General features: G+C 55.5%; 23 protein-coding genes. 20 read left to right on the forward strand and 3 right to left on the reverse strand.

Going from position 1 to position 25,426, the window contains the following annotated elements; translation table 11 throughout:
• Nucleotides 1–3 precede the first annotated feature (3 nt).
• The 6 genes from Q0721_RS02595 to ltaE all read left to right on the forward strand — a co-directional run bounded on the left by Q0721_RS02595 (nt 4) and on the right by ltaE (nt 5,099).
• Nucleotides 4–1,098, forward strand: a complete 1,095-nt coding sequence (locus Q0721_RS02595) for a glycosyltransferase family 4 protein (RefSeq protein ID WP_299024994.1) — start codon at nt 4–6, stop codon at nt 1,096–1,098.
• A 20-nt stretch (nt 1,099–1,118) separates the two neighbouring features.
• Nucleotides 1,119–2,042 (forward strand): class I SAM-dependent methyltransferase, encoded by a 924-nt coding sequence (locus Q0721_RS02600; protein ID WP_299024996.1) that lies wholly within the window; start codon nt 1,119–1,121, stop codon nt 2,040–2,042.
• Nucleotides 2,039–2,488 carry a GIY-YIG nuclease family protein gene (locus Q0721_RS02605; RefSeq protein WP_299024998.1) on the forward strand — a complete coding sequence of 150 codons (450 nt, stop codon included), beginning with the start codon at nt 2,039–2,041 and terminating at the stop codon, nt 2,486–2,488. The genes Q0721_RS02600 and Q0721_RS02605 overlap by 4 nt, the downstream gene beginning before the upstream one ends.
• Nucleotides 2,489–2,559: 71 nt before the next feature.
• Complete coding sequence (gene lspA, locus Q0721_RS02610) at nt 2,560–3,099, forward strand: signal peptidase II (protein WP_299025000.1); 540 nt, start codon at nt 2,560–2,562, stop codon at nt 3,097–3,099.
• The gene (locus tag Q0721_RS02615; protein WP_299025002.1) at nt 3,096–4,034 is read left to right on the forward strand and encodes an RluA family pseudouridine synthase; all 939 of its coding nucleotides are present in this window, start codon (nt 3,096–3,098) and stop codon (nt 4,032–4,034) included. Before lspA ends, Q0721_RS02615 begins: the two co-directional genes overlap by 4 nt.
• A 24-nt stretch (nt 4,035–4,058) precedes the next feature.
• The gene (ltaE, locus tag Q0721_RS02620; protein ID WP_299025005.1) at nt 4,059–5,099 is read left to right on the forward strand and encodes a low-specificity L-threonine aldolase; all 1,041 of its coding nucleotides are present in this window, start codon (nt 4,059–4,061) and stop codon (nt 5,097–5,099) included.
• Here ltaE and Q0721_RS02625 read toward each other — a convergent pair.
• Nucleotides 5,093–6,730 (reverse strand): sensor domain-containing diguanylate cyclase, encoded by a 1,638-nt coding sequence (locus tag Q0721_RS02625; protein ID WP_299025007.1) that lies wholly within the window; start codon nt 6,728–6,730, stop codon nt 5,093–5,095. The genes ltaE and Q0721_RS02625 overlap by 7 nt on opposite strands.
• Nucleotides 6,731–6,955: 225 nt before the next feature.
• Here Q0721_RS02625 and Q0721_RS02630 point away from each other — a divergent pair, with 225 nt between their 5' ends.
• The 11 genes from Q0721_RS02630 (at nt 6,956) to Q0721_RS02680 (ending at nt 18,935) form a co-directional block, all read left to right on the forward strand.
• Entirely contained in the window at nt 6,956–7,795 is an 840-nt protein-coding gene (locus tag Q0721_RS02630) for a purine-nucleoside phosphorylase (protein WP_299025009.1), read from the forward strand.
• 42 nt (nt 7,796–7,837) lie between these two features.
• Nucleotides 7,838–8,545, forward strand: coding sequence for a hypothetical protein (locus tag Q0721_RS02635; protein WP_299025011.1), 708 nt, complete (start codon nt 7,838–7,840; stop codon nt 8,543–8,545).
• A gap of 5 nt (nt 8,546–8,550) precedes the next feature.
• Complete coding sequence (locus Q0721_RS02640; protein WP_299025013.1) at nt 8,551–9,090, forward strand: GNAT family N-acetyltransferase; 540 nt, start codon at nt 8,551–8,553, stop codon at nt 9,088–9,090.
• A 33-nt stretch (nt 9,091–9,123) separates the two neighbouring features.
• A complete protein-coding gene (locus Q0721_RS02645) occupies nt 9,124–11,010 on the forward strand; it encodes a histidine kinase N-terminal 7TM domain-containing protein (RefSeq protein ID WP_299025015.1) in 1,887 nt (628 codons plus the stop codon).
• 59 nt (nt 11,011–11,069) lie between these two features.
• Complete coding sequence (locus Q0721_RS02650) at nt 11,070–12,020, forward strand: S1 RNA-binding domain-containing protein (protein WP_299025017.1); 951 nt, start codon at nt 11,070–11,072, stop codon at nt 12,018–12,020.
• Nucleotides 12,017–14,212, forward strand: coding sequence for a DNA translocase FtsK (locus Q0721_RS02655; RefSeq protein ID WP_299025019.1), 2,196 nt, complete (start codon nt 12,017–12,019; stop codon nt 14,210–14,212). The genes Q0721_RS02650 and Q0721_RS02655 overlap by 4 nt, the downstream gene beginning before the upstream one ends.
• A 90-nt stretch (nt 14,213–14,302) precedes the next feature.
• Nucleotides 14,303–14,953, forward strand: a complete 651-nt coding sequence (locus tag Q0721_RS02660; RefSeq protein WP_299025021.1) for a CDP-alcohol phosphatidyltransferase family protein — start codon at nt 14,303–14,305, stop codon at nt 14,951–14,953.
• A 6-nt stretch (nt 14,954–14,959) separates the two neighbouring features.
• Nucleotides 14,960–15,775, forward strand: a complete 816-nt coding sequence (lgt, locus tag Q0721_RS02665; RefSeq protein WP_299025024.1) for a prolipoprotein diacylglyceryl transferase — start codon at nt 14,960–14,962, stop codon at nt 15,773–15,775.
• Nucleotides 15,776–15,793: 18 nt separating this feature from the next.
• The gene (locus Q0721_RS02670; RefSeq protein WP_299025026.1) at nt 15,794–16,726 is read left to right on the forward strand and encodes an ABC transporter ATP-binding protein; all 933 of its coding nucleotides are present in this window, start codon (nt 15,794–15,796) and stop codon (nt 16,724–16,726) included.
• Entirely contained in the window at nt 16,713–18,140 is a 1,428-nt protein-coding gene (locus Q0721_RS02675) for a stage II sporulation protein M (RefSeq protein ID WP_299025028.1), read from the forward strand. The genes Q0721_RS02670 and Q0721_RS02675 overlap by 14 nt, the downstream gene beginning before the upstream one ends.
• 48 nt (nt 18,141–18,188) lie before the next feature.
• Nucleotides 18,189–18,935 (forward strand): MBL fold metallo-hydrolase, encoded by a 747-nt coding sequence (locus tag Q0721_RS02680; protein ID WP_299025030.1) that lies wholly within the window; start codon nt 18,189–18,191, stop codon nt 18,933–18,935.
• Between the two features lie 5 nt (nt 18,936–18,940).
• Here the strand turns inward: Q0721_RS02680 and Q0721_RS02685 are convergent, their stop codons facing one another.
• Nucleotides 18,941–19,444: an HNH endonuclease gene (locus Q0721_RS02685; RefSeq protein ID WP_299025032.1), complete on the reverse strand. Its 504-nt coding sequence runs from the start codon at nt 19,442–19,444 to the stop codon at nt 18,941–18,943.
• A 135-nt stretch (nt 19,445–19,579) separates the two neighbouring features.
• Between Q0721_RS02685 and Q0721_RS02690 the strand changes: the two genes are divergently transcribed.
• From Q0721_RS02690 to Q0721_RS02700, 3 genes are read left to right on the forward strand one after another with little or no spacing between them, the layout of a single operon-like run.
• Complete coding sequence (locus tag Q0721_RS02690) at nt 19,580–20,578, forward strand: hypothetical protein (protein WP_299025034.1); 999 nt, start codon at nt 19,580–19,582, stop codon at nt 20,576–20,578.
• 46 nt (nt 20,579–20,624) lie between these two features.
• Nucleotides 20,625–22,538 carry a DNA topoisomerase (ATP-hydrolyzing) subunit B gene (gene gyrB / locus Q0721_RS02695; RefSeq protein WP_299025159.1) on the forward strand — a complete coding sequence of 638 codons (1,914 nt, stop codon included), beginning with the start codon at nt 20,625–20,627 and terminating at the stop codon, nt 22,536–22,538.
• 33 nt (nt 22,539–22,571) lie between these two features.
• A complete protein-coding gene (locus Q0721_RS02700; protein ID WP_299025036.1) occupies nt 22,572–23,681 on the forward strand; it encodes an Ldh family oxidoreductase in 1,110 nt (369 codons plus the stop codon).
• A gap of 28 nt (nt 23,682–23,709) precedes the next feature.
• Here Q0721_RS02700 and Q0721_RS02705 read toward each other — a convergent pair whose 3' ends face one another.
• Nucleotides 23,710–25,320, reverse strand: a complete 1,611-nt coding sequence (locus tag Q0721_RS02705) for an alpha-glucosidase (protein ID WP_299025038.1) — start codon at nt 25,318–25,320, stop codon at nt 23,710–23,712.
• Between the last annotated feature and the right edge of the window lie 106 nt (nt 25,321–25,426).

Raw genomic sequence — 25,426 nt, forward strand, 5'->3', positions numbered from 1 at the left:
CTTATGCGTGTGGGATTGGTCATTTACGGCGATCTCAACACCCTCTCAGGCGGCTACCTTTATGACCGCTACTTAGTACAGCACCTGCGCTCCCAGGGAGATGAGGTGGACATCATCTCGTTGCCCTGGACTGGTTATGGGCGGACTATAATTCAAAATCTGGATCGTGAGATCGAGAGCCGACTGCGCAGTACTCATTTGGATGTATTGCTACAGGACGAATTGAATCACCCATCGCTGTTTCTCCTCAATGCCAGAATCAAAAAGAAGATCAGGTACCCGATTCTCAGCATTGTTCACCATCTCCGTAGCAGTGAACCTTACCATGCACCTCTGTACCAACGCTTGTACGGCTGGATAGAACGGGCCTATCTCAATACCCTGGATGGTTTTATATACAATAGCCAAGCGACCCGCCAGAGTGTGGAACGAATTTGCCGCGCAGCCCAAACCAAACCCCACTGCGTGGCTTACCCCGGCGGTAATGCCCATGGCGAAGGTATCTCGGACCGCCGCCTTCTGGAGGAACGCAGTCATCAACCCGGCCCCCTGCGCATCTTGTTTTTGGGCAACCTCATCCGGCGCAAGCGCCTGGATGTGCTCCTCCAAGCCCTGCACACTCTCCCCCGCTCAGGGTGGATTCTCAACATTGTAGGGCGAACCGACTTAGAGCCAGAAACCACTCGGGAGATCAACGCCTTCGTCCATCAGAATAGCCTTGTGTCTAATATCCGCTTTTGGGGGCCTTGCAGTAGCCAGACTCTACAAGCACTGCTGGTATCTCATCATGTCCTGGCCATGCCCTCCGATTACGAGGGCTTTGGCATTGTTTATCTTGAGGCTATGGCCTATGGGCTAGTTCCCATTGCAACCACCTGTGGAGGGGCTGTAGAAATTATCACTCATGGCTTGAATGGCTTCCTCATTCCCCCTAATGATCCGCAAGCCGTAGCCCAGGCGCTGCAAGAACTTTCCAACCGGCGGGATATGTTGGCCCAGATGAGCGTAGCGGCCCGAGCGCGCTACGAACAATTCCCTACTTGGGAACAGAGCATGGCTAAGGCTCGGCGCTTCTTAGAAACGAGGGTTGCCTCATAATCCATGATTTGTACCCTTGCATGATGCCTTTCTTGTTCAACTTCCAACGTTATTTAGAGGCCAAACGTAGCGTGGATGACCGTGCCCTCAACCGCCAGGTATGGGCAACTCTGTCTGAGCTCCTGGCTCGGTTTCCCCGGCGCCCTGTGCGAATTCTAGAGATAGGAGCAGGGATCGGCACCATGATCCCGCGAGTGTGGGAATGGGGACTAATTGATCAAGCCACTTATTTGGCGCTGGATATTGAAGCAGATAATTTACATTACGCACGCAACTGGTTGGCCCACTGGGCCCAACAGAACGGCGTAATGTTCGATGAATCCACGGGAAGCTGCTTTTTCCAGCAAGGCAAGCGCTGGCTCAAGCTTGACCTTTTGGTAGCCGATGCGTTCATTCCAAGCGGCCTTCCCTTTCCCCATCACCAATTCGATTTGTTGATCGCACATGCTGTGCTGGACCTGGTCAATCTGGAAGCAGGCCTGGCCACGTTGGTCAACTGTGTTCACCCAGGGGGATGGCTTTACCTGACCTTGAATTTCGACGGCCTCAGCCTATTCTTGCCACCTCTTTCCTGGGAACTTGATGATCAGGTAATAGCGCTTTACCACCAAAGCATGGACGAACGCCTTTTGCATGGTTTGCCCACCGGGGGCAGTACTACTGGGCGCGCCCTTTTTGCCACCAGTAGCGCTTTGGGATTAGAGATTCTAGCTGCCGGAGCCTCCGATTGGGTGATTTTCCCCCAGCACAACCACTACCCGGCCCAGGAGGCCTATTTTTTACACTGCATTCTGCACTTTATCGAAGAAAGCCTTGCTCAGCAGGCCCTTCTGCCCACCGAACGATTAATTAAGTGGCTAAGCGCACGCCGAGCACAAATTGCGCGGGGAGAGTTAATTTTCATCGCCCATCAATTTGATTTTCTTTTTAGCGTACCCAAATGACCCTCGCCTTGCCCACAACTCCCGGCATCTATGGTCTTATTTTTTGGCTGTCTCAAGACTGCCACACCCGCATTGGTCGTCTGGGAACGTATAATTTCCCCGCCGGTTGGTATGGTTATTGGGGCAGTGCCCATGGTCCAGGCGGTATTGCTGCTCGTGTTCGCCATCACTTAAGCCTTGCCGCCCGACCCCATTGGCATCTCGACTTCCTACGCCCGTATGGGCATATCAAGGCCGTGCTCTTCGAAACCGGCTCAGATCGCCTGGAATGCCCATGGGTCCATCAGGTGCTCACCTTTCCGAGCGCCCAGGTCCTGGTATACGGGTTTGGCAGCCAGGACTGCTCTCAGAATTGCCCGGCTCACCTGATTTACTTTGGTGCTTCTTTCGATCTACACGCTTTGACAAAACATCTCGGCAATCCCAGAATAATTTTCATAAACTAATTGCCGTATTGTCGGGACGGTTTGGCAGCGCCCATGGATTAAAATAAGGGGGTACCCTTTGGAGGCATGACGTGAATACCTGGACACGCTATCGTTTGCTTGTTCTCATTGCCGGAGGGGTTATCCTCCTCGATCAGGCAACCAAGGCCCTGATTCGCCAAAACTTGGCGCTTTACGAAACCTGGGCGCCCTGGCCGTGGTTGGCGCCTTATGCCCGCATTGTGCACTGGTACAACACCGGTGTAGCTTTTGGGTTGTTGCAAGAGCGCGGCCAATTTTTTGCCATTCTGGCTGTTCTCGTTGCCCTGGTCATTGTGTATTATTTTCCACGCATCCCCAGTCGGGAAACCTGGCTGCGTCTGGCGCTGAGCCTGCAATTGGGCGGTGCCCTCGGCAATCTCATCGACCGTTTGACCCTCGGACATGTGACCGATTTTATCTCTGTGGGAACATTTCCTGTTTTTAATGTCGCCGACGCCAGCATCACAATTGGCACCGCGTTATTAATCCTGAGCGTGTGGCTACAAGAACGCCGCGAACAGAGAGCACAAAAAGTTTCGAACTCTCACCCTGAGGAAGGCTTTTCCACCCCGGCGAACGACCAACAATGAACGCACCTGATCAGGTCATCACCTTTATTTACGAGAACGACGGCGAAGAACGTCTGGATAAGGTGTTGGTGCAGCACTTGCCTGAATTTTCACGCGCCCGACTCCAGAACCTTATCAAAGAGGGGAAGGTAAGCCTTAACGGTCGGGTGATCACAAAAACCGGTTTTGCCGTCCAGCCTGGTCAACATATCCAGGTGATCTTGCCTCCCCCCCAACCCAGCCACCTCCAGCCCGAAGAGATTCCCTTGGATATTGTTTTTGAGAATCACGACCTGATCATCCTCAACAAACCCGCTGGAATGGTGGTTCACCCCTCACCCGGGCACACCCAAGGCACCCTGGTGCATGGCATTTTAGCCTATCACCCTGACCTCGAGGGAATAGGAGGAGAACGCCGACCAGGAATTGTCCATCGTCTGGATAAAGACACCTCAGGACTGCTTCTGGTGGCTAAAAACGATCGCGCTCATCGCTGGTTACAGGATCAGTTTCGCCAGCGTCGGGTACAAAAGACCTACTTGGCTCTAGTCGATGGTCATCCTCCCACCCCACGGGGGCGAATTGAGGCGCCTATAGGCCGGGATCCACTTCACCGGCAGAGGATGAGCGTGCTCCCCCCCGGTAAAGGGCGCGAAGCCATCACCGAATACCAGACGCGGGAAACGTTCCGCCAACACACCCTGCTAGAAGTGCACCCGCTCACCGGGCGCACGCATCAGATCCGCGTGCACATGGCTTTCCTGGGGTGCCCAATTGTGGGTGATACCGTCTATGGTCATCGTCACCCCAGCCTGCCCGTGCAACGCCACTTTCTGCATGCGGCACGGTTGACCCTGCGCTTGCCCGGTGAAACAGAGCCACGTACTTTTGAAGCCCCACTCCCCGCCGACTTGGAACAAATTCTGGCGTGGTTACGCCAGTATCAACCCGCTTAAAACCTCGTCCGAAAAGGATTCGCCATGATTGATTTGCGCTCCGATACCGTGACCCACCCCACCCCGGCCATGCGTGAAGCCATGGCCCGCGCCGAGGTAGGCGATGACGTTTATCGCGAAGATCCCACCGTTAACCGCCTGGAGGCCATGGCCGCCGACCTCCTGGGAAAAGAAGCCGCACTTTTCGTTCCTTCGGGCACCATGGGGAACCTGATCGGTGTTTTAGGGCATTGCCAACGGGGCGATGAGGTCATCATGGGGCATCTAGGCCATACCTTTCTCTTTGAGGGTGGCGGTGTCTCGGCCTTGGGAGGGGTCTTTGTTCACACGCTGCCCAACCAACCCGATGGCACTTTGCGCCTAGAAGACATCTTGGCCGCCATTCGCCCTGCCGATGTGCACCACCCGATGACTCGGTTGGTGGTGTTAGAGAATACCCACAACCGTTGCGGTGGCGTGCCTCTGAGCGTGGATTACACCCGCCGGGTAGGGGACGCTGTTCATGCACGCGGTTTGGCCTTGCATCTGGACGGCGCGCGCATCTTCAACGCTGCCGTAGCCTTAGGTGTGAGGGCAAAAGCACTGGCGGAGCCGGCAGATACGGTTACCTTCTGCCTAAGTAAGGGGTTGTGCGCACCGGTGGGTTCTGTCCTGTGTGGTTCGCGCGAATTTATCGAGCGCGCCAGGCGCATCCGCAAACAACTGGGAGGCGGCATGCGCCAGGCCGGCATCCTGGCGGCGGCCGGTATCGTGGCCTTGGAAACCATGATTGACCGCTTGGCCGAAGACCACCGCCGTGCCCGTGAATTGGCCCAGGGACTAGGGCACCTGCCAGGGCTCAGCCTGCCCATGGGCATGCCGGCTACCAACATGGTTTTCCTCAACCTAGACGAGACTCTGCCCTTGGACGCATCCACCTTTGCTGCCCACCTGGCCGAGCGCGGCGTGCGAGTGGGGGTAGTAGGCCCGCGTCAGTTCCGCCTGGTCACGCATTATTGGATCGGTGACGCCGAAGTGGCTCAAGTCCTGGCCGCCTTCAAGGACGTACTTGAGCACCTTCAGTGAGTTTTGATCGGCACTTTCGCGGTGTCCCGCTTGGGTTCAGCTGGTGCAACGCTGAACTCAGCGTCCCCCTCAACCCCCCAATGGCGTGGGCCAGGCTCGATCTGATCACGTCCTCGGCTTTTCGCCCGGTAAAGACGCTGGTCGGCCAAGTCAATGAGACCAGATACCTCGCTAGCCTCACCCGGAAACACAGCAATGCCCTGGCTGACTGTAGGTAACGCAACCGGGTTGCCCGTCCGATCGCTAACGTGGACCTGACGCAAAGTTTCACGGATGCGCTGCGCCACTTGATAGGCCTGCGCACCGGTTGTATTGGGTAAAGCAACGGCAAATTCCTCGCCACCCCAGCGCCCAACCCAATCGGTGCGCTTGATGTGCCGGCGAACAGTCTCAATAATTAATTGCAACACTTGATCGCCTAACAGGTGGCCAAATGTATCGTTGTATTCTTTGAAGTGATCCACATCCAGCATGATTAGGCTCAATGGTGAGCCTAAAACTCGTGCCTGGGCCAGTTCACGCTCTAGTACCTCTAGAAAGGCGTTATGGTTAAGCACTTGCGTCAGGCTATCCAAGCGAGCTCGCTCCTCAACCTTCAAATGATGCCGGGCATTTTCAATCGCCAGCGCCGTTTGTCGCGCTAGATTCTCAAGCAGCCACAGATCACGCGCGGTGAAAGCATGTTTACGATACGATGCGATCACAATAGCCCCTATCACCTTGCCGCCCACGATCATGGGCACGCCCAACCAGGATTGGGACATGCGGGGCTGTCCCACGTAGCGCACTTGTTTCTTGTATTTGCACCGCTCGATTTCCATATCATGGATTAAGAGAGGCTTGCCCTGATGAATAACATGAGTCACAAGGGTATCTTCAAGGGAGATCTCCGTGGGTGGGAAGAACTCCCCCTGGTCGTAGATCAATTCCAAACGCATTCTATCCCCGTACACCAGACCCAGATAATATGCATCGGCCTGGAGGGCTTCCTGCACTAGGCTGCACGCCACGTTGATCACCTGATGATACTCAATCGTAGAGGCCAGCGCCTCGGCTGCACGATTGAGGGTGTTTAGGTGCGCCAATTGCTGAAGGTAAGATTGTCGCAGGCGCAAAACTGTCTCGGTCAGCAACACACTGGTAAGGAAGAACAGCATAGCTTGTTGCCACAAGTTCTTCACATGGAGCCACCCCATGGCATACAAGCCTGTCGCCGCCAAGGTTACAGTGGCAAACAGACCATACGTTGCCCGCCGCCCATACAACACCGCCGTGAGGATGATTAGGGTAATCCCCAGCACCGTGGTATAACCCGGCAAGAGGACCGTGTGAAAATAAAACGCCAGCAAGATAATCAGGGCATTCAGGATCAATCCCAAATACATGATCAAGCGAGTTCGGCTATGCGGGAAGATCCACCGGAACGCCATGCAGGTAAGAACCCAACCGCCCAACCCAAATCCAAGATTAACGCGCTTGACTTCAGGAGTAAGGGGTGCCAGAAGAGCATATCCCACCAGCACCCCATTAAGCACCAAGGTGGTTAGCACACTAGGCCAAGTGAGGTCGCTGGGCTGTGAGTTGGGAAGCCAATGCAGAAGTTTTGAGGGCAGGCGGAAGCGGAACGCCATAGGATGTCTGAACAAAAATTAGTACAATTTGCTTTCCATTATATATCACCTTTCAACCTAATAGAGGGCATTTCCACATGATCTTTAGGTTTTACACCCCCATAACCTCTCAAGAGCGCCCTCGCTTTTCTGTTATAATCGTGCACAGCAGGGATGGATCGACATAGTGGTATCACCATTGGCACGTCCTCAGACAATTCTCGCAATGACAGGGATTGAAATTGCATGGAAAGCCATACATTGGAAACCATCTACCAGGCTCGTGACTACATCCGCTCCAAAATCCACCTTGAGCCCCGGGTTGGTCTGATTCTGGGTTCGGGACTAGGCAGTTTGGCGGAGCAAATTGCCCACCCCACCCTCCTTGATTATCGGAACATTCCCTACTGGCCAGTCTCAACCGTGCAGGGTCACAGCGGGCGATTGATCGTGGGTGAATTAGAGGGCAAGGCAGTTATGGTGATGCAGGGCCGTGCCCATTATTATGAAGGCTATACCATGGCACAGGTCACCTTCCCTATTCGCGTCATGCAAAGCCTGGGAGTCCAGATTCTGATTGTCACCAACGCGGCGGGAGCCGTCAATCCTGTCTTCGAGCCCGGCGATGTAATGCTGATCACCGATCATATCAACTTGATTGGTATGGCCGGGTTGAATCCCTTGCGCGGCCCCAACCTAGACGAGTTTGGCGAGCGTTTCCCCGATATGAGCCAGGCTTATGACCGTGAGCTCATGAGCCATTGTCGTACCGTCGCTGCCGAATCTGGACTTACCTTGCGCGAAGGGGTGTACATCTGCCTGGCGGGTCCTTCCTTCGAAACCCCTGCCGACTTACGTTTCCTGCGCTTGATTGGCGCCGATGCAGTGGGCATGTCCACCGTGCCAGAGGTGACGGTCGCTCGCCACGGCAAGATGCGCGTACTAGGGCTTTCGGGCATTAGCAACAAGGCCAACCTGGATGGGAATACCTTGACTACCCACGAAGAGGTGCTTCGGGCTGGGAAGATTCTAGTGCCCAAATTGACCACTTTGATCCGGGGCGTGCTCCAGCGAATCAATGTGTGAGTCCGCCGGACCACCCCTGACCGCAGCGCCTGACCAGAAGCCATGGAAGATCTGCTGCGTTTTCTGAAAACCTACGAGGTATGGATTTACACCTTCCTGGGAATAGCCGCCCTCATTGGATTGCGCAATCTTATGCATGCTTGGGAGGCCTGGCGCAGCGCTGCCTTCGGGCTGGAACGCGAAAGCGCCTTGCTGCGTCTGCGCAGCGCGGTAACGCTCCTGGTGTTTGCCATTGGTCTGGCTCTACTCGAATTTATTACGGTATCATTTGTATACCCAGCCGCAGCCACCTTTCAACCACTGCCTACTCCAACGGTGACCTTATTAGAAACACCTTTTGCGCTTCCTGTCTCCAACCCCACCAGCGCACCGACTGGAGGTGAATCCACCCTTTCGCCGGCCACACCAACCAGCGAGGGCTGCCTTCCCGGCCAGATCGAATGGACCTACCCTCCGGCTGGAGGCACCTTGCGGGGAAAAGTCGTGCTACGGGGAACGATCAACGTACCCAACCTGGGTTTTTACAAGTACGAATACCGAGCAGTCGGGACTCAGGACTGGCTGACGATTGCAGCCGGCAACCGTCCCATCGTAGATCAGCCGCTGGGCGGCGAGGGTAGCGGCGAGTGGGATACCGAAATGGTGACTCCTGGGGATTACGAGTTACGTTTGGTCGTTTACGATAACACCAACCAACCCTTTCCCGCCTGTGTTGTGCCCGTTCGTATTCTCGCTCCTGATGGAGGTTAATCCCCATGCCTCAAATTGAGGTCCGTCCCGCCCTCTCTACTGATCTGCAATATCTGGTTGCTATGGACCATTCGGTTGAAATCCAGTACGTGTGGCAGATGGAACGTTCTTTGGAAGAGGGCCAGGTTAGCGTGGGGTTTCGCGAGGTACGCCTTCCGCGTACGACGCGCCTGCAGTATCCACGCTCGCCCGCCCTGCTGCTACAGGAATGGGCGACGCGCAGTGGGGGCCTGGTGGCCCTACTGGGCGGAAAACCGGTGGGCTACCTAACTCTGAGTGATGAACGCGCCCCTGCTACCGCCTGGGTGCTGGACCTGGTTGTAGATGCACCTCATCGTCGCCAGGGTATCGCCACTGCCCTTTTGCTGGCCGCAGAAGCCTGGGCCTTGCCACGTGGTTTGCGTAAAATGGTGCTTGAAATGAGTTCAAAAAACACTCCGGCGATTCGCCTAGCGCTCAAGTCAGGCTTCGAGTTTAGTGGTTTTCATGATCGGTACTATGCCAATCAGGATATTGCCCTTTTCTTCAGCCGTCTCCTGCGTTAGTATTGTAAAGACAAACGAGCCAACAGGTCGGGCATGTTATCTGTATTGATCACTCTGAACCAGATTCTGGTCGCTGGTGTTGCCATCACCGCGTTTGCCCTGCTTTTATACGCGTTGGCCTTTAACCTACGCGATCGGGTTGCGCGTTCTTTTGCCCTGATTTTAGTGGCAATTGTGATCATTTACACCGCGGAGGCACTAGCCAGTGTCTCCCCCCAATCGGAGCAGCAAGAACTCTGGTTGCGTGCTCAGTGGGTTGGAATTATCTTGCTACCGGCCTCTTACTTACACTTTTCGGACGCACTACTGGAAACCACCGGCAAACCCAGCCGAGGACGTCGGCGCTTCTTTGTGCGCCTGGCCTACGTGATTTCGCTGGTTTTCTTGCTGTTGCTTCCCACCCCCTGGTTTGTCGGCCCACTCGTACGTAACGGGCTACCGGCTCCCCACCTCAAACCCACACCGCTGACCGATTTCTTCACGCTTTGTTACGCGCTGGCGATGGGCATCAGCGGCTACAACCTGGTACGTGCTTTCCAACGGTCTACCACCTCAACTGGCCGCCGCCGCATGTTTTACTTGTTGGTAGGTTCCATTGCCCCCGCACTGGGCTCATTCCCTTATTTGCTTTTTGGCTCGGCCCTGGCAGCGCGCCATGTAGGAATTTTCTGGGCCCTCTCGGTCCTCAACACCTTCCTGGTCGGCGGATTGGTGGTGGTCATGGCTTACGCGGTTGCCTTCTTTGGCGTAGGCTGGCCCGACCGTACGGTGAAAAGCCGCCTGTTGAAATGGATTATGCGCGGCCCAGTTACTGCCAGCCTGACTTTGGCTGCAGTTACCATTGTGCGCCGGGCAGGTGAGCAATTCGGCAACCCTTATTCTGCCTGGGTGCCTATCACCATGGCAGCCACCATTCTGCTGAGTGAATACTTGATCACCCTATTCTTCCCGCTGCTAGAACAATGGCTTTTTGACGGAAAAGATAAGAACGACCTGGAACTGTTGCGCCGTCTGGAGACCCGCCTACTAACGCGCAACGACCTGCGCCAGTTCCTGGAAGCCCTATTAGCCGCTGTTTGCGATCGCCTACAAGTGCCGGGAGCCTATGTGGCAGCGCTCGGACCCCAGGGCCTTGAACTCCTGGTACAAGTGGGGCAAACCAGTTTGGATAACGTCCCCCCCGAGGCCCCCCTCAACCAGCTGTTAGCACAAAATGGCAGTCTGAGTGGGCGTTTTCGCTGGGGTCAGGACATGCTGGTGCCCTTGCTGGATGAGGATGAAGCAGGCAATCCTCAGTTGCTTGGGATTCTAGGTATCTGCAAGGCGGGGGATCTAGAGCTAGATAGTGCGCAGGAACAAGCCCTTGAGACTCTAACTGCTCGTATGGTACTAGCATTGCAAGATTATCGTTTGCAACGTGAGGTATTTGAGTCTTTGCGCACCCTCACGACCCAGACCGAATTCATCCAACGCCTGCGAGCAGTCGGACGTTACCACCAGAACGCCGTACCTCAGAGCATTCCGCCAGAGCCTGCAGATCTAACCCAATGGGTGCGTGAGGCGTTATCTCATTATTGGGGAGGACCCAAGTTAACCCAGAGTCCGCTTCTGCGCTTGGGCGTGGTTCAACGTGCCATTGAGGCTTATGACGGGAACGTCTCTAACGCCTTGCGTGCCGTGTTGAAAGAAGCCATTGAAAGAGTACGGCCAGAAGGCGAAAGGCGCTTTACAGCCGAGTGGGTGTTGTATAATATTCTCGAATTAAAATTTGTGCAAGGCAAAAAGGTGCGCGAAGTAGCAGCGCGCCTGGCAATGTCGGAAGCAGATCTTTATCGAAAACAAAAGGTAGCCATTGAAGCCGTTGCCCGTGCTCTCTTGGAAATGGAAGAACAAAACCAGCGTCAATCCCAAACCTCTTAGATGTGGGGGAAACCCGATCATTGGGTCGGATTTTATTTGTGTTCGTCGGGGAGGAATGTATGGTCACCAAGCGTATGGTCTCAACGACCAACGTAACATCACCTGAGCCATTGGATGAAGGGTGGTGGGCTTCTGTATTGTCTAACGAGGCAGCCATCATGCCCGACTGCCGCACGTATGAGCTCCGTCCCATGCTTCAGGCCGATCTGTGCGAAACGGATTGGCAATACGTGCAGCAGGTATTTGAGAATGACGAGGTGCTGACTCTACGCGTTTATGGTTTTAACCGAGGGGGCCTGCTGGTGCAGGGTGAACGTATCCAGGGGTTTGTGCCCATCTCGCATCTAGTTGAAATCAACGGTAACCTAGAAGGGGAAAAACGTCGCGCTGCACTCTCAGCCTACTTGAATCGCACCTTACGCCTGAAGGTGATCGAGTGCGAACCGACTCAGAACCGCGTCGTGCTTTCGGAGCGGGCCGCTCTGGCAGGAGAGGGGCGCCGGCGTGCTCTCTTCGATACCCTCAAAGAAGGTACGGTTATCAACGGGCGTGTGACCAACATTACGGACTTCGGCGTTTTTGTGGATCTAGGGGGGGTTGAAGGGCTAATTCACGTTTCTGAGCTCTCGTGGGGGCGCGTGCAACACCCCCGTGATATCGTCCAGGTAGGGGATGACGTACGGGTTATGGTTTTACAGGTTTCTGAAGAAAATGCGCGCATTGCCCTGAGCCTAAAACGCCTGACACCCAACCCCTGGCTGACGCTGGCAGCGCGCTACAAACCAGGAGATATTGTCCCAGCCCGGATCACCGCTGTTGCGCCCTATGGGGCCTTTGCCCGCCTGGAGGAGGGTGTGGAAGGCTTGATTCACGTGTCCTCGATAGATCTCCCCGCCGGTGTAAAATCCCTCGATCACTTCCTCCAAATAGGCCAGGCAGTTCAAGTGCGTATTCTGCACATTGATGTAGACCGCCGCCGTCTGGGTTTGGGTTTTGTGTGTATTGAATGAGCCTTACCTCTCGCTCGCGTCCTGAGTCGCGTCCGGGATCTTCACCCTCAATTCCACCCAAGCAAACGCGCCCGGCCTCCTGGCTTGGCTGGCTGAGCCAAGCCATGGCCTATCTGGACCGTTTTGGGCGCGATGCGCTAGGTCTGGGGCTGCTTGTCTTGGCTACGCTCAGCCTAATCGGCATGACCTCCCTCAGTCATGGCAGTCTCATCACACCTTGGGGATTGCTGCTCAAACGCGGCTTTGGCCTGGGAGGCTATGGACTGATTCTCTTTCTGGGTTATTTGGGGGTATGGGTATTGCGTGCCGAGACAAACGCTGCGCTGACCAGACTTCTGAAACGCACCTTGGCCCTGGAAGGGGCACTGTTTGCCTGGATGGCCTGGCTGGCCACTATGGAGGGGCTCAACCTGGAGCGCGCTGAAGCCGGCCTGGATGGTGGGATCATCGGCTGGGGGCTTGGCACCCTCACCGCTCGTTTGCTCCCTGCTCCACTCAACGCTTTGCTCTGGTTCATTGTGTGGGTGGGACTAGTTCTGATGGGGCTGGGACTATGGAAACGGGTCATTGTGGCCCTTAGGGCCTGGATGGAGCAGGAGCGTCAGCGCTTGTCTCAGCCTACTCCCCCCTCCGTGATGCTACCCCACCCGCCCTCACCTGCAGGAGACGCTTCTTCTTCCCCTTCACCGAGCACTGGCGGTATTCCGGTGCCTATTGTCAGCACCACTCGAGATCCGCGCCTCCCCCCCTTAAGCCTGCTCACTCAGGAAGAGACCAACGGGATTGATGAAGAGCGTATTCTGGCGGTGGCCCACAAAATCGAGCAGACTCTGGCGGAGTTCGGCATCCCGGCTCAGGTGGTGGGCTACCGGCGTGGCCCAACCGTGACCCAATTTGCCGTGGAGCCAGGTTATATTGAGCGCCCTGGGCCAGATGGTCAACCCATGCGTCAGAAAGTGCGCGTCTCGCAAATCTCGGCCCTGAGCCGTGATTTAACCCTGGCACTGGCGGCCGAACGCCTGCGCATTGAAGCCCCCGTGCCAGGCCATTCTTATGTGGGCATCGAAGTGCCCAATACGACCACAACCCCGGTGCGCCTCCGCCCGATCCTCGAATCCGAAGCTTTCCAACAGCTGCGTTCTCCCCTGGCCCTGGCGCTAGGGCGAGATGTCTCCGGCCAGCCTGTTGTGGCTGACCTAGAGCGTATGCCGCATTTGTTGATCGCTGGTACCACCGGCTCAGGAAAATCGGTTTGCCTGGCCAGCCTGATTACCTGCTTAGTGATGAATAACACCCCCGAACAACTGCGCCTTGCCATTATGGACCCCAAAATGGTGGAATTGGCGCGTTTTGATGGACTGCCCCACATCCTAGGACGGGTTGAGACCGAAACCGAGCGTATGCTGGCCATGTTGCGCTGGGCATTAAGCGAGATGGATCAGCGTTACCGCCAGTTTGAAACCGCTCATGCTCGCGATCTGAACGCCTACAACGCTAAACAAGCGCGCAAGAATCAACCCGGTTTACCCCGCATCGTCATCATTATTGATGAACTGGCCGACTTGATGATGTCAGCCCCTGACCAGACTGAACACAACCTGGTGCGTTTGGCTCAGATGGCCCGCGCAACCGGCATCCACCTGGTGATTGCCACGCAGCGCCCCAGCACCGACGTACTGACTGGGCTGATCAAGGCAAACTTTCCGGCTCGTATTGCCTTTGCCGTGGCCTCCTCAGTTGACTCGCGCGTGATCCTGGATACCAATGGCGCCGAGGCCCTGCTGGGACGTGGGGACATGTTGTTCCTGAACCCTGAGGTTGGCAGCCCCATCCGGGCCCAGGGGGTCATCCTCAAGGACTCGGAGATCAATCGCGTCGTGGCCTACTGGCATCGCCTGGCTAGCGAGCCCGAAGAAGCACCCTGGGAAACCCTCTTGCAGGAAGAGGAGAACGAGGACGATGACTTGCTGGAGCAGGCCATTGCACTGGTGCGACGCGCCCAGCGGGCCAGCGCCTCGCTCTTGCAGCGCCGTCTGCGCATTGGCTACCCACGGGCTGCCCGGCTTCTGGATGAACTGGAAGCCATGGGTATTGTCGGACCAGCCCAGGGTGGAGGGCGCGAGCGCGAGGTGTTGATTCCACCAGAAGATGGCGGGGAACACGGCACCGACACCAACGCAGAAATCCCCTAATTGCTGCGCTGGTTTGAAATGCAAACTTGACTTTTTCCCTCCGCTGGGATAGCATTTGGGACAACATGGCCTGGCAGGAAGGAGAAATCCGTGGTGACCCCTAAGGCTTCCGAGAGCTCCCCAAAAACGCTAACTGCCCTTTTGCGCCAACGCTTCAGACCCTTGCTGGAACGACTGGCACGCGGACTGGCCCGCTTGGGCGTGACCCCTAATGCTGTGACTCTGCTGGGGTTAGCCGGGAATGGGGTGGCAGCCGTATGGTTGGCTCAGGGCCGAATCACGTGGGCAGGATGGTTGCTGTTGTTCATCTGGCCGCTGGACGCCCTGGACGGCGCTCTGGCACGTTTGCGGGGTGTGCCAACCCCCTTTGGCGGTGTCTTGGATTCGGTGGTAGATCGCTATTCCGAACTGCTTGTTTGGGGTGGGCTTTTGGTTTATTATTTGTCTCAAGAAAGTTCCATACCCATTATCTTAATTTACCTGGCCGCCGGTGGCTCCCTCATGGTGTCTTACACCAAGGCGCGCGGCGAAGCCCAGGGGTTTCGGGTGGAAGGCGGGCTGCTGACGCGGGTGGAACGCTTTTTAATCCTCGTCCCATGCCTCCTTCTCAATCGCCCCCTGATCGCCATATGGGCTATTGCCATTCTGGCCAATTTCACCGCTATTCAACGCCTGTGGATCGTGTTTCGCCAGGCCTTACCCTCTGCTTCTATCAATCCTCCCACTTCCTCTCAGGAGTAAATTCCCATGCCTTCCGGTTTTAATATTGGTCCGATCACCATCCGCTTTTATGGGCTCTTGATCGTTGGTGGGGCCATGTTGGCTACTTGGTGGGCCAGTCGGCGTGCCCGTCGCTACGGAGAAAACCCCGATGCTGCGTGGGACATGTTGTTTTGGGTGTTCATCGCCGGGGTCATCGGTGCGCGCCTGTGGCACATCCTGACCCCCCCAGCCTCTCTGGTCAAACAAGGAATTACCACCTGGTATTACCTGACTCACCCACTGGATGCTATCGCAATCTGGCATGGCGGTCTGGGAATTCCGGGCGCTGTCATCGGTGGGGCGCTGGCGCTCTACCTTTACACGCGCAAACACAATATGTCCTTCGCCAGATGGGTAGATATTATTGCCCCCGGCCTGGCACTGGCTCAGATCATCGGACGCTTCGGCAACTTCTTTAACCAGGAACTCTACGGGATGCCCACCAACCTCCCCTGGGCTATTTACATTGACCCGGTTCATCGTCTGCCTGAGTTCGCAGACCAAGCCTACTATCACCCCCTCTTCGCCTACGAGGGGCTGTGGAACGCGATGAACATCGCCATCATCCTGTGGGTGGAGCGCCGCTTCCCCACCCAGCGTAAACCCGGCGATCTATTCCTGGTGTATTTGATTGTCTACCCCATCGGGCGTTTCCTGCTAGAATTTCTGCGCCTCGATCCCTCACCCGTGGCAGGACTGAACATCAACCAAACCCTGATGGCCGTGGTAGCCTTGGCAGCGGCTCTGGCTCTATTCCTTCGTCATCGCCCCCAGGCGCAAGTCTCTCAGCCGACAGTTTGAGCGAACAGGAACGGGGGAATGATACAGACTGAGGATCTGAGCAAAGCCTTTGGTGACTTCATCGCTGTCGATGGTGTTAATCTTCGCGTCGAGGCCGGTGAAGTGCTGGCGTTGCTGGGCCCTAATGGTGCCGGCAAGACCACGACCGTGCGCCTGCTGACCTCAGTTTTACGTCCCACACGCGGTCGGGCGTGGGTGGCTGGGTTCGATGTAGTTCAACATCCTCAGAAAGTGCGTGCTCACGTCGGCGTGTTGACCGAGCACCACGGGCTTTATGCGCGGATGAGCGGCGAGGAATACCTGCTCTTCTTTGCTGAACTGTATGGCCTGAGGGGAGAAGACGGCCACCAGCGCGTGCACGCTTTACTGGAACAGTTTGGACTGGCCGCAGCTGCGCGACGCCGCATCGGCGAATACTCTAAGGGCATGCGTCAGAAACTCGCCCTGGTACGTGCGCTTCTTCATTCGCCTCCGGTCTTACTGCTGGACGAACCCACCTCAGCCATGGACCCCGAGAATGCGCGCATCGTGCGCGAAACGATTCGCAGTTTACGCGCGGCCCAGCACACCATTGTCCTCTGCACGCACAACCTGACTGAGGCCGAAACATTAGCGGATCGTATCGCCATTATTCGGCGGGGTCGTATCCTTTTTAACGATACCCCCGAGGCTCTCAAGCACCACCTGCTAGGGACCCCTCTGTATGAAATCCGCCTTGCCCAGCCTTGGGATGGCTCTCTTCCTCCCCTGCCCTCAGATGTTGAGATTGTTGATCGCGGGTCTGACTGGATTCATTTACGCATTGGGGACCCACACCAGACCAACCCCCTTCTCTTGGGCGTGTTAACCGCCGCCAATATTCCCCTCCTCACTTTTAGCGAGTTACCGCGTAGCCTAGAGGAGGCCTACTTGCGTGCTATGACAGTAGAGGAACCCAATGCAATGGCCTGAAGCCCTGCAACCCATTTGGATCATTGCCCGGCGAGAGATTCGCGACCAATTTCGCGATTGGCGCATCCTGGCGCCCATCCTCTTCCTCACGGCGTTCTTTCCCTTCCTAATGAACTTTTTTGCCCAACAAATGCTTGATTTCGTCCGCCGATATGGGGCCGAATTGGTCGGGGAACGCATGGTCCCCTTCCTGATGCTTGTGGTGGGGTTTTTCCCCATCTCTATCTCACTGGTAATCGCACTGGAAAGTTTCGTTGGCGAGAAGGAACGCGGGAGCATTGAACCTCTACTTAGTGCGCCACTCGAAGACTGGCAACTTTATGCGGGTAAACTGGTTTCCTCAATGGTGTTACCCTTGTTGGCTGCCTTCCTCGGCATGGGGGTGTATACGCTGGGCTTGGCGCTCAATCGAGTGACCCTGCCGCCACTGGAAGTGGTGCTCCAGGTGTTCAGCCTGACCTTCTTTCATGCGCTGGTCATGGTCAGTGGGGCAGTAGTGGCATCTAGTCAGGCAACTTCTGTGCGTGCTGCCAACCTACTGGCTAGTTTTATCGTGATCCCCATGGCTCTCCTCATCCAGGGAGAAACCGCTATCATGTTCTGGGGGCGGCAAAACGCGATCCTGTGGTGGGCAGTTTTCGGTTTGTTGGTGCTGGCGATCTTGTTGGTGCGGGTAGGATTAGCCCACTTCCAGCGCGAGGAACTCCTGGGGCGTGAATTGGATACCTTGGATCTGGCCTGGGGCTGGCGCACTTTTGTGCGCCACTTCCGCGGTGAGGCGCGCAGTATGCTCTCATGGTACAAAGAGGAAATCCCACGCACCCTGGTGGAGATGCGCTGGACGCTGCTGATAGCCGCAACACTGGCTCTGGTTGGACTGGGCCTGGGCGTCCACCTGGCCCAACGCTTCCCTTTGCAACTCGATCTCAGTGAAGTCCAAACGAATCAACGCCTCTCCCAATGGACTACCCTCTGGCCAATGGGTTCGTCTTATACCTTCACCACGATCCTCGGGCAAAACCTACGTGCTTTGTTCTTGGGAATGATCCTGGGCAGTTTCTCGTTTGGTGTGCTGGGTGTGCTTCCCATGCTCACCACCATGGGGGCTGTGGGCTTCTTAACCCAGGCACTAAGCAACAATGGTGTTCCACCCTTTCTATTCATCGTAGCCGCCATTCTACCCCATGGGCTCCTTGAAGTTCCGGCACTGTGGTTGGCCACTACTGCCACTCTGGAAATCGGCTTAGGGATGATCACCCCCCAGCGTGGTAAAACATTCAGCGAGGCCCTGTTAGCCGGCATAGCACGATGGTTCAAAATCATGCTGGGTATGGGAATCCCGCTACTTGTACTAGCAGCTGCGATTGAAACATGGATTACTCCTCAAATCGTACGCTATCTGCTTTTTCAGTAGCATTCGCTAGGAGCAGTGCCCAAACAAGCAGGGAAGGAGATTTCACTCATGGGACGCATTGTCATTCTGGGTTCAGCCTATGCGATCGCCGATGAACATCGCGAAAATACCCATCTGGCAGTTGTTGAAGAAGATCAGATTCTGTTGATCGATGCCCCTGGCAGCCCCATTGCCCGCTTGATGCGCGCGGGCCTCTCCTGGCGCCAGATCAACAGCCTGATCATCACACACTTCCACCCCGACCACGTTTCGGGTGTGCCTCTGCTACTAATGGACCTGTGGCTCCTGGGGCGACAAGATCCGCTCAAAGTTTACGGACCGGCTCACGCCATGGAACGTTTGCAAGCCATGATGCAACTCTATGAGTGGGAAAAGTGGCCGGGGTTTTATCCGGTGGAATATATTAGCGTGACTGAACAAGAACAGACCTGCTTTATCCACACGCCCCTCTGGAGGGTCTATGCAGCACCAGTCAGGCACTTCCTGCCCACCTTGGGGCTACGCATTGAACTGGCGAGTGGAAGCATTGCCTATTCGAGCGACACCGAGCCCTGTGAGTCCGTGGTGCAATTGGCTCAGGGGGTTGATGTCCTTCTGCACGAAGCCACCGGTGAAGGACCCGGTCATACCTCCCCTGAACAGGCCGGGCACATCGCTGCCCAGGCTCAGGTGGGAACACTCTATCTCATCCACACCCCACCCCTTACCCAGCCTGAAGTGTGGGTGGCACGTGCACGCCAGGCCTTCACCGGCCCGGTCTCACTAGCACGCGATCTGATGCAAATAGTCGTATAAGGGGATTACCAGCCAGAGAGGAACGGAGCCCACTCTGCATATTCACTGAGATGGCGCCCAAAGATGTAAAGCGCGGTATTAGGTGGCTCGGTCGGCTGACGTAAGAGCGTCATGCCCGCCTCGGCTAGCGTGCGCCCACCCTTGCGGTGATTACAAGCTGCACAGGCGGTGACCACATTGGTCCAGATATGCCGACCCCCTAGGTGACGGGGAATCACATGATCCACTGTGAGATCATTCGTGCGCCGACCGCAATATTGACAGGTGTAATTATCTCGCCGGAAAACCTCACGCCGGGTCAGTTTGACCCTGGGGCGGGGGCGATGCACCATGTGCTGCAATCGGATGATTGAGGGGCGCGGGAACACCTGATTAACAGTATGAATCTCCCCACGGCCATTCAAGACAAGCGTCGCCCGGTTGGTCAGGATCAGACCAATAGCGCGCTGGAGGTTGCACACGTTGATGGGCTCAAAGTTAGCATTCAAAACCAAAACACTCTCGGACATCGCTCAATCACAAAACCGCAAGAAATCACGCCTTCATTATAGCACGCAAGATTCAGGAAGGGCAGACAAATAAAACGGTTCCACAATATTTTCATTTCGAGGCTGGATTATGGCCTGTGGTAAAATGTAATATGTATGGCTATTTCTTCTGAATCGGGACGCGAGCAACCGCCAAACATCGTGGCGGCTTTTGTTGCTGGCTTCAACGCAGTAGCTAACCACCTTTACTTGATCTTGCTTCCGGTAGGCGTGGATCTTTTGTTGTGGTTTGCTCCTCGTCTGAGGGTAGAGTGGCTTTTTATGCCCTCCATTCAGGCGATGATCACATCACTTGAACGCTACGGCAATCCAACTACGTCCATATTGTTTGCACAGGCTTGGGAAACCTTGCTAAAAGAGACCAACGTGATGGGTTTGCTCAGAACATTTCCCATCGGGGTGCCCAGTCTATTTGGTGGCCTTTCGGACAACGCTACCCCTTTGGGAGTAGCCCGCAATCTGCAATTGACAAACCTGGGAGAACTACTCGGTGTAGGGGGCCTGCTACTAGTTTTGGGTTTTACCCTAGGCTGTCTGTACTTTGCCCTCTTAGCCAACGCCACAGCAGAAGCGCCCCGCTTTGATCTCAATCGCTTCTTTGGGCATCAGGTTCCTTCGGCTCTAGCGTTTTGCGTGCTTTTCTACCTCGTCCTAGCCATCTTGAGCGTGCCAGCCTTTCTGTTGCTCGCGCTCATCGCGTGGCTCCTGCCCGGTTTAGGGAATGTGGCCTTTTTCATCGTTGCGCTAGTAATGATTATGATTTTATTTCCTCTGATCTTTACGCCACATGGAATCTTTGCTCTAGATCTCAACCCCATCCAGGCTGCTCTCAAGAGTATGGTATTGACTCAGCCCTTCCTACCCGGCCTGCCCATTTTTATTCTGATGGCCTTGATCCTGGGGCAAGGGCTGGATTTGCTCTGGCGCTCCGCCCCAGCCGACTCTTGGCTGGCCCTTGTAGGTATTTTGGGACATGCCTTCGTTTACTCTGCTATCCTGGCAGCCAGTTTCGTTTATTATCGTAATGGCATCAAGTGGATGGAATTTTTAGTTCAGCGCACGGCCACCCATCTCGCTGCCAACAAAAGCCAATGAGGCGGGCAGAGGCTGTGCAAGTTATTTGGAGGTAATTGTGGCACAGATGAATGCAACGACGAGTTACGGAGCCAAGGACATTCAAGTTTTGGAGGGACTTGAGGCAGTCCGCCGTCGTCCCGGCATGTATGTTGGCGGCACAGATCTTAAAGCACTCCACCACCTCGTGTATGAGGTCGTGGATAATTCTATTGACGAAGCGCTGGCAGGGGCGTGCAATCGCATTGTTGTCACTATCCACCCCGATAGCAGCGTTACCGTTCAAGATAACGGGCGGGGTATTCCGGTGGATATCCACCCCGAGAAGAAGAAATCTGCCCTAGAGGTGGTTATGACCACCTTGCATGCAGGCGGAAAGTTTGGACATTCCAGTTACAAGGTCTCGGGAGGATTACATGGAGTGGGCGTCTCGGCAGTCAATGCCCTCTCCGAATGGTGTGAAGTGCGGGTCAAGCGCGAGGGGAAGATTTACTTCCAGCGCTATGAGCGGGGTGTACCGCTTGAGCCGGTCAAAGTCATTGGCGTTTGCGATCCCGAAGACACGGGTACCATCACCACCTTCAAGTTCGATCGCGAGATATTCAAGGGAGACCTAGATTACAAGTTCGAAACTCTGGTGCAACGTTTTCGGGAGATGGCCTTCGTCACCCGCAAGGTCGAAATCCGTCTGGTGGACGAGCGCACCCAGCGCGAGATGACATTCTACTTTGAGGGTGGAATTATTTCCTTTGTGCGCTACCTTAACCGCAATCGCGAGGTGCTACACCCCGTCTTTTACGTTGAGAAGGAGGTGGAGAACATTGGCATTGAGGTTGCCATCCAGTACACAGATGCTTACGCCGAGTCGGTCTACTCCTTTGCCAACACGATCAACACCGTGGATGGCGGCACCCATCTTACCGGACTGCGCACAGCAGTGACGCGGGTGCTCAACGACTATGCTCGCCGCAACGGGCTACTCAAGGACTCCGATCCCAATTTCACTGGCGACGACACCCGCGAGGGCATGACCGCCATTGTCAGCATCAAGCATCCTGACCCGCAGTTCGAAAGCCAGACTAAAGTCAAATTGATGAATCCAGAGGTACAGACCTACGTACAGCAGGTGGTGGGAGAAGCGCTCACGGCCTTTCTGGAGGAGAATCCGGCTGCTGCCAAAGCCATCATCCAGAAATGCCTGACTTCAGCCCGAGCCCGAGACGCTGCTCGCAAAGCCCGCGATCTGGTTATTCGCAAGTCAGCCCTGGAAAGTCTGACTCTGCCCGGTAAACTGGCAGATTGTTCTGAGCGTGATCCGCAGAAGACCGAGTTGTTCATTGTGGAGGGCGATAGCGCGGGTGGCTCCGCCAAGCAAGGTCGCGATCGCCACTTTCAAGCCATCCTGCCACTGCGCGGCAAGATCCTTAACACGGAACGGGCCCGCTTGGACAAAATTCTGTCAAACAATGAAGTAAAGGCTCTGGTGTCCGCACTGGGCACCGGGATCGGCGAGTCTTTCGACCTGAACAACCTGCGCTACGGGCGGGTAATTGTGATGACCGATGCGGATGTAGACGGCAGCCATATTCGCACCCTGCTGCTGACCTTCTTCTTCCGCTACATGCAACCCCTCATCGAGAACGGTCACCTGTTCATTGCGCAACCCCCGCTCTATCGGATCGCCTACAAGGACATTGTACGCTATGCCTATACTGAAGCCCAGAAAGAGCAAATTCTGAAAGAACTGGGAGTTCCGGCAGAAAAGGCCTCTATTCAACGCTACAAGGGATTGGGCGAAATGAATCCCCAGCAATTGTGGGAAACCACCATGAATCCCCAAAACCGCACCCTAATGATGGTGACCATTGAAGATGCGGCCGCTGCTGACCGCACGTTTGACATGCTGATGGGCGAGGCTGTCCCCCCACGTACCCGCTTCATCCAGACCCACGCCCGGCTTGTCAAAAACCTGGATATATAAATACCTCGCGCATTCACTTACTGGAGGTTGTCCATGCCACGGGTCTTGCTCTTTCAGGCCGACGCACTAAAAGATTATATGGTGCGTTTCTTCACCCACATGGGCGTCCCCACAGAGGACGCGCTGATTGCTGCCGATGTGTTGTTGGCCGCCGACCTAAGGGGAGTAGCCTCCCATGGGATCATTCGGCTACACACTTACTACGGTAACCGCATTCGCAAGGGACTGATTGACGTTAAGTCCCCTCTGCAGATCATTCGGGAAACTCCTGCCACCTTGCTTCTGGATGGTGGACGGGGGTTGGGTCAGGTTGTAGCGTACCGTGCTATGCAACGCTGCATTGAAAAAGCGCGCGAAGTTGGGATGGCAATGGTCACTGTGCGCAACAGTAATCATTACGGTATTGCCGGCTATTACGCCATGATGGCCTTACCCCATGATATGATTGGCGTCAGTCTCACCAATTCGCAACCTCTGGTAGCCCCTACTTACGGACGCAAGGCCATGCTTGGTACCAACCCGATTGCTGTTGCCGCCCCCGCCGGACAGGAACGCCCGTTCGTGCTGGATATGGCTACCAGTATTGTCCCTATTGGCAAGATCACGGTGTACGATAAAGCCGGGTTACCCATCCCCGAAGGCTGGGGCATTGATGCCAGTGGAAAGGTTACCACTGACCCCAAGGCCGTGTTGCAGGGTGGAGCATTGCTCCCCTTGGGAGGCACCGCTTTAATGCGTGGCTACAAAGGTTACGGCCTAGCAATGGTAGTGGATATCCTTTCGGGCGTCCTTTCAGGCGCTGCCTACAGCCTAGAGGTGGCACGCCCAGGCGAGGGACAGCCGGCGAACGTGGGTCACTTTTTTGCTGCCATCCGTATCGACGCTCTCCGCCCGGTGGACGAATTCAAAGCCGACATGGACCGCCTGATACGCATGATTAAAGAATCTCCCAAAGCCGAGGGCGAACAGCGTATCTACATTCACGGCGAAAAAGAATTTGAAAACGCCGAACGATATGCCCGTGAGGGCATTCCCCTGTTAACCGAGGTGGTCAAATCGCTACGCGAAGGCGGTGAACAGGTTGGCGTGCCCTTTGATTTGGAACCACTGGGTGAGCACGAGGCAGATCTGGACGCCGAATGAACCCAGCGGCAAGGCTTACCCACCATTCTTAATCTTCTCGCTCCAGGATAATGGCTTCATTACCTTGCAAGGCCAAGAAGCCATCGCGGGGCGCGGCAGGGTCACCCCCACGCGTGGAAAGGAGTGGCCGCCAGCGCGCTACCTGCAGCGTTCCACCCAGAGCCAGACGCACAGGGCGCGGACTGAAGTTCAAAGCCACCAGGATTGTCTGGTACTTATCCTGGCGTAAGTAAGCCAAGAGACGACGCGGCTCAAAGGTTAGAGGTTGAAAAAGCCCGCGCCGTAAAGCCACTTTTTCCTTACGCAAGCGGAGCAGGCGCCGATAATAATTGAGCAGTGAATGTTCATCCTGTAACTGCGCCTCTACATTCCGTTGACGATAATTAGGGTGTACCGGCAACCAGGGAGTTCCCGTGGTAAATCCAGCATGGAGGGAGTCATCCCACTGCATTGGCGCACGACACCCATCCCGCCCTTTGTAGAAAGGCCAATAGCGCTTCCCAATGGGATCCTTAATTTCTGCCCGTGAGACGCGGATATCCCGCATCCCGATTTCTTCACCGTAGTACATAAACGGTGTCCCCCGCAGGGTAAGCAACAATGTGGCTGCAACTTTGAGGCGCGCGTCATCCTCACCTCGCGCATAGCGGGTTCCGGCGCGGGGATTATCATGATTGTTCAGCACGTAAGTAGGCCACGCCTCTGCTCCAAGCGCCTGCTCCCAGGCTTGAATGGTGCGCAGGAAACGCTCTGGTCGCCAAGGGCAATGCAAAAAAGTGAAATCAAACGTGGCGTGGAGCAAACCTGGGGCACAGTAACGGGCTGCCTTCTCAGGGGTACTTAGAAAGGTCTCTCCAACCGCATAGCGTTCAGGGTACGCATCCAGGATGGCGCGGATTTCGCGCAACAAGGGGATCATCTCGGGTTGATCAATATCAAAAATGTGATGCTGGCGGTCAAAAGCACGCAATCCAAGGCGAGGAGGATTATTGGGAAACTCCGGATGCTTAAAATAGACATTGAAAACGTCTAATCGAAAGCCGTCCACCCCCCGTTCTAACCAAAAACGAAACACGTCCAGCATGGCTTGGCGCACCGCTGGATTACGCCAGTTTAAGTCAGGTTGTTCTTTATAAAACATATGGAAATAGTATTGGCCTCGCTGAGGCTCAAATTCCCACCCCCTTCCCCCAAAGACAGAAGCCCAATTATTCGGTGGTCGCCCCCCTGGACGCGGATCGCGCCAGAGATACCAATCGTGGTAGAGATTATCCCGTGAACGTCGCGACTCCTGGAACCAAGGATGACGATCCGAGGTGTGGTTGAGCACCAAATCCAAGATCACGCGAATACCACGGCGATGAGCTGCTTCTACTAGGCGATCAAAATCCTCCATGCTACCAAAGCGTGGATCAATGGCCAGATAATCAGCCACATCGTAACCAAAATCCACATCAGGGGATGGATAAATGGGCGAGAGCCAGATAGCATCAATTCCCAAATCCGCCAAATAGTCAAGGCGGGACATGATGCCCGGCAGATCGCCGATACCATCCCCGTTGCTGTCAGCAAACGAGCGCGGATAGATTTGGTAGATGACACCGTCCCGCCACCAGAGAAAATCTGTAGGGTTTTCCATAGTTGCTGTTTTGCCTCCACGAGATAAGGGATCTGCGCTCTAGATGGAGTGGCCTAATAAAATGCTTCCTCCCGCTTCAACGAAAACAACTACTCAACAGACCTTC

Origin of the sequence: uncultured Thermanaerothrix sp. (assembly GCF_938028735.1) — a bacterium.
Taxonomy (GTDB): Bacteria; Chloroflexota; Anaerolineae; order Anaerolineales; family Anaerolineaceae; genus Thermanaerothrix.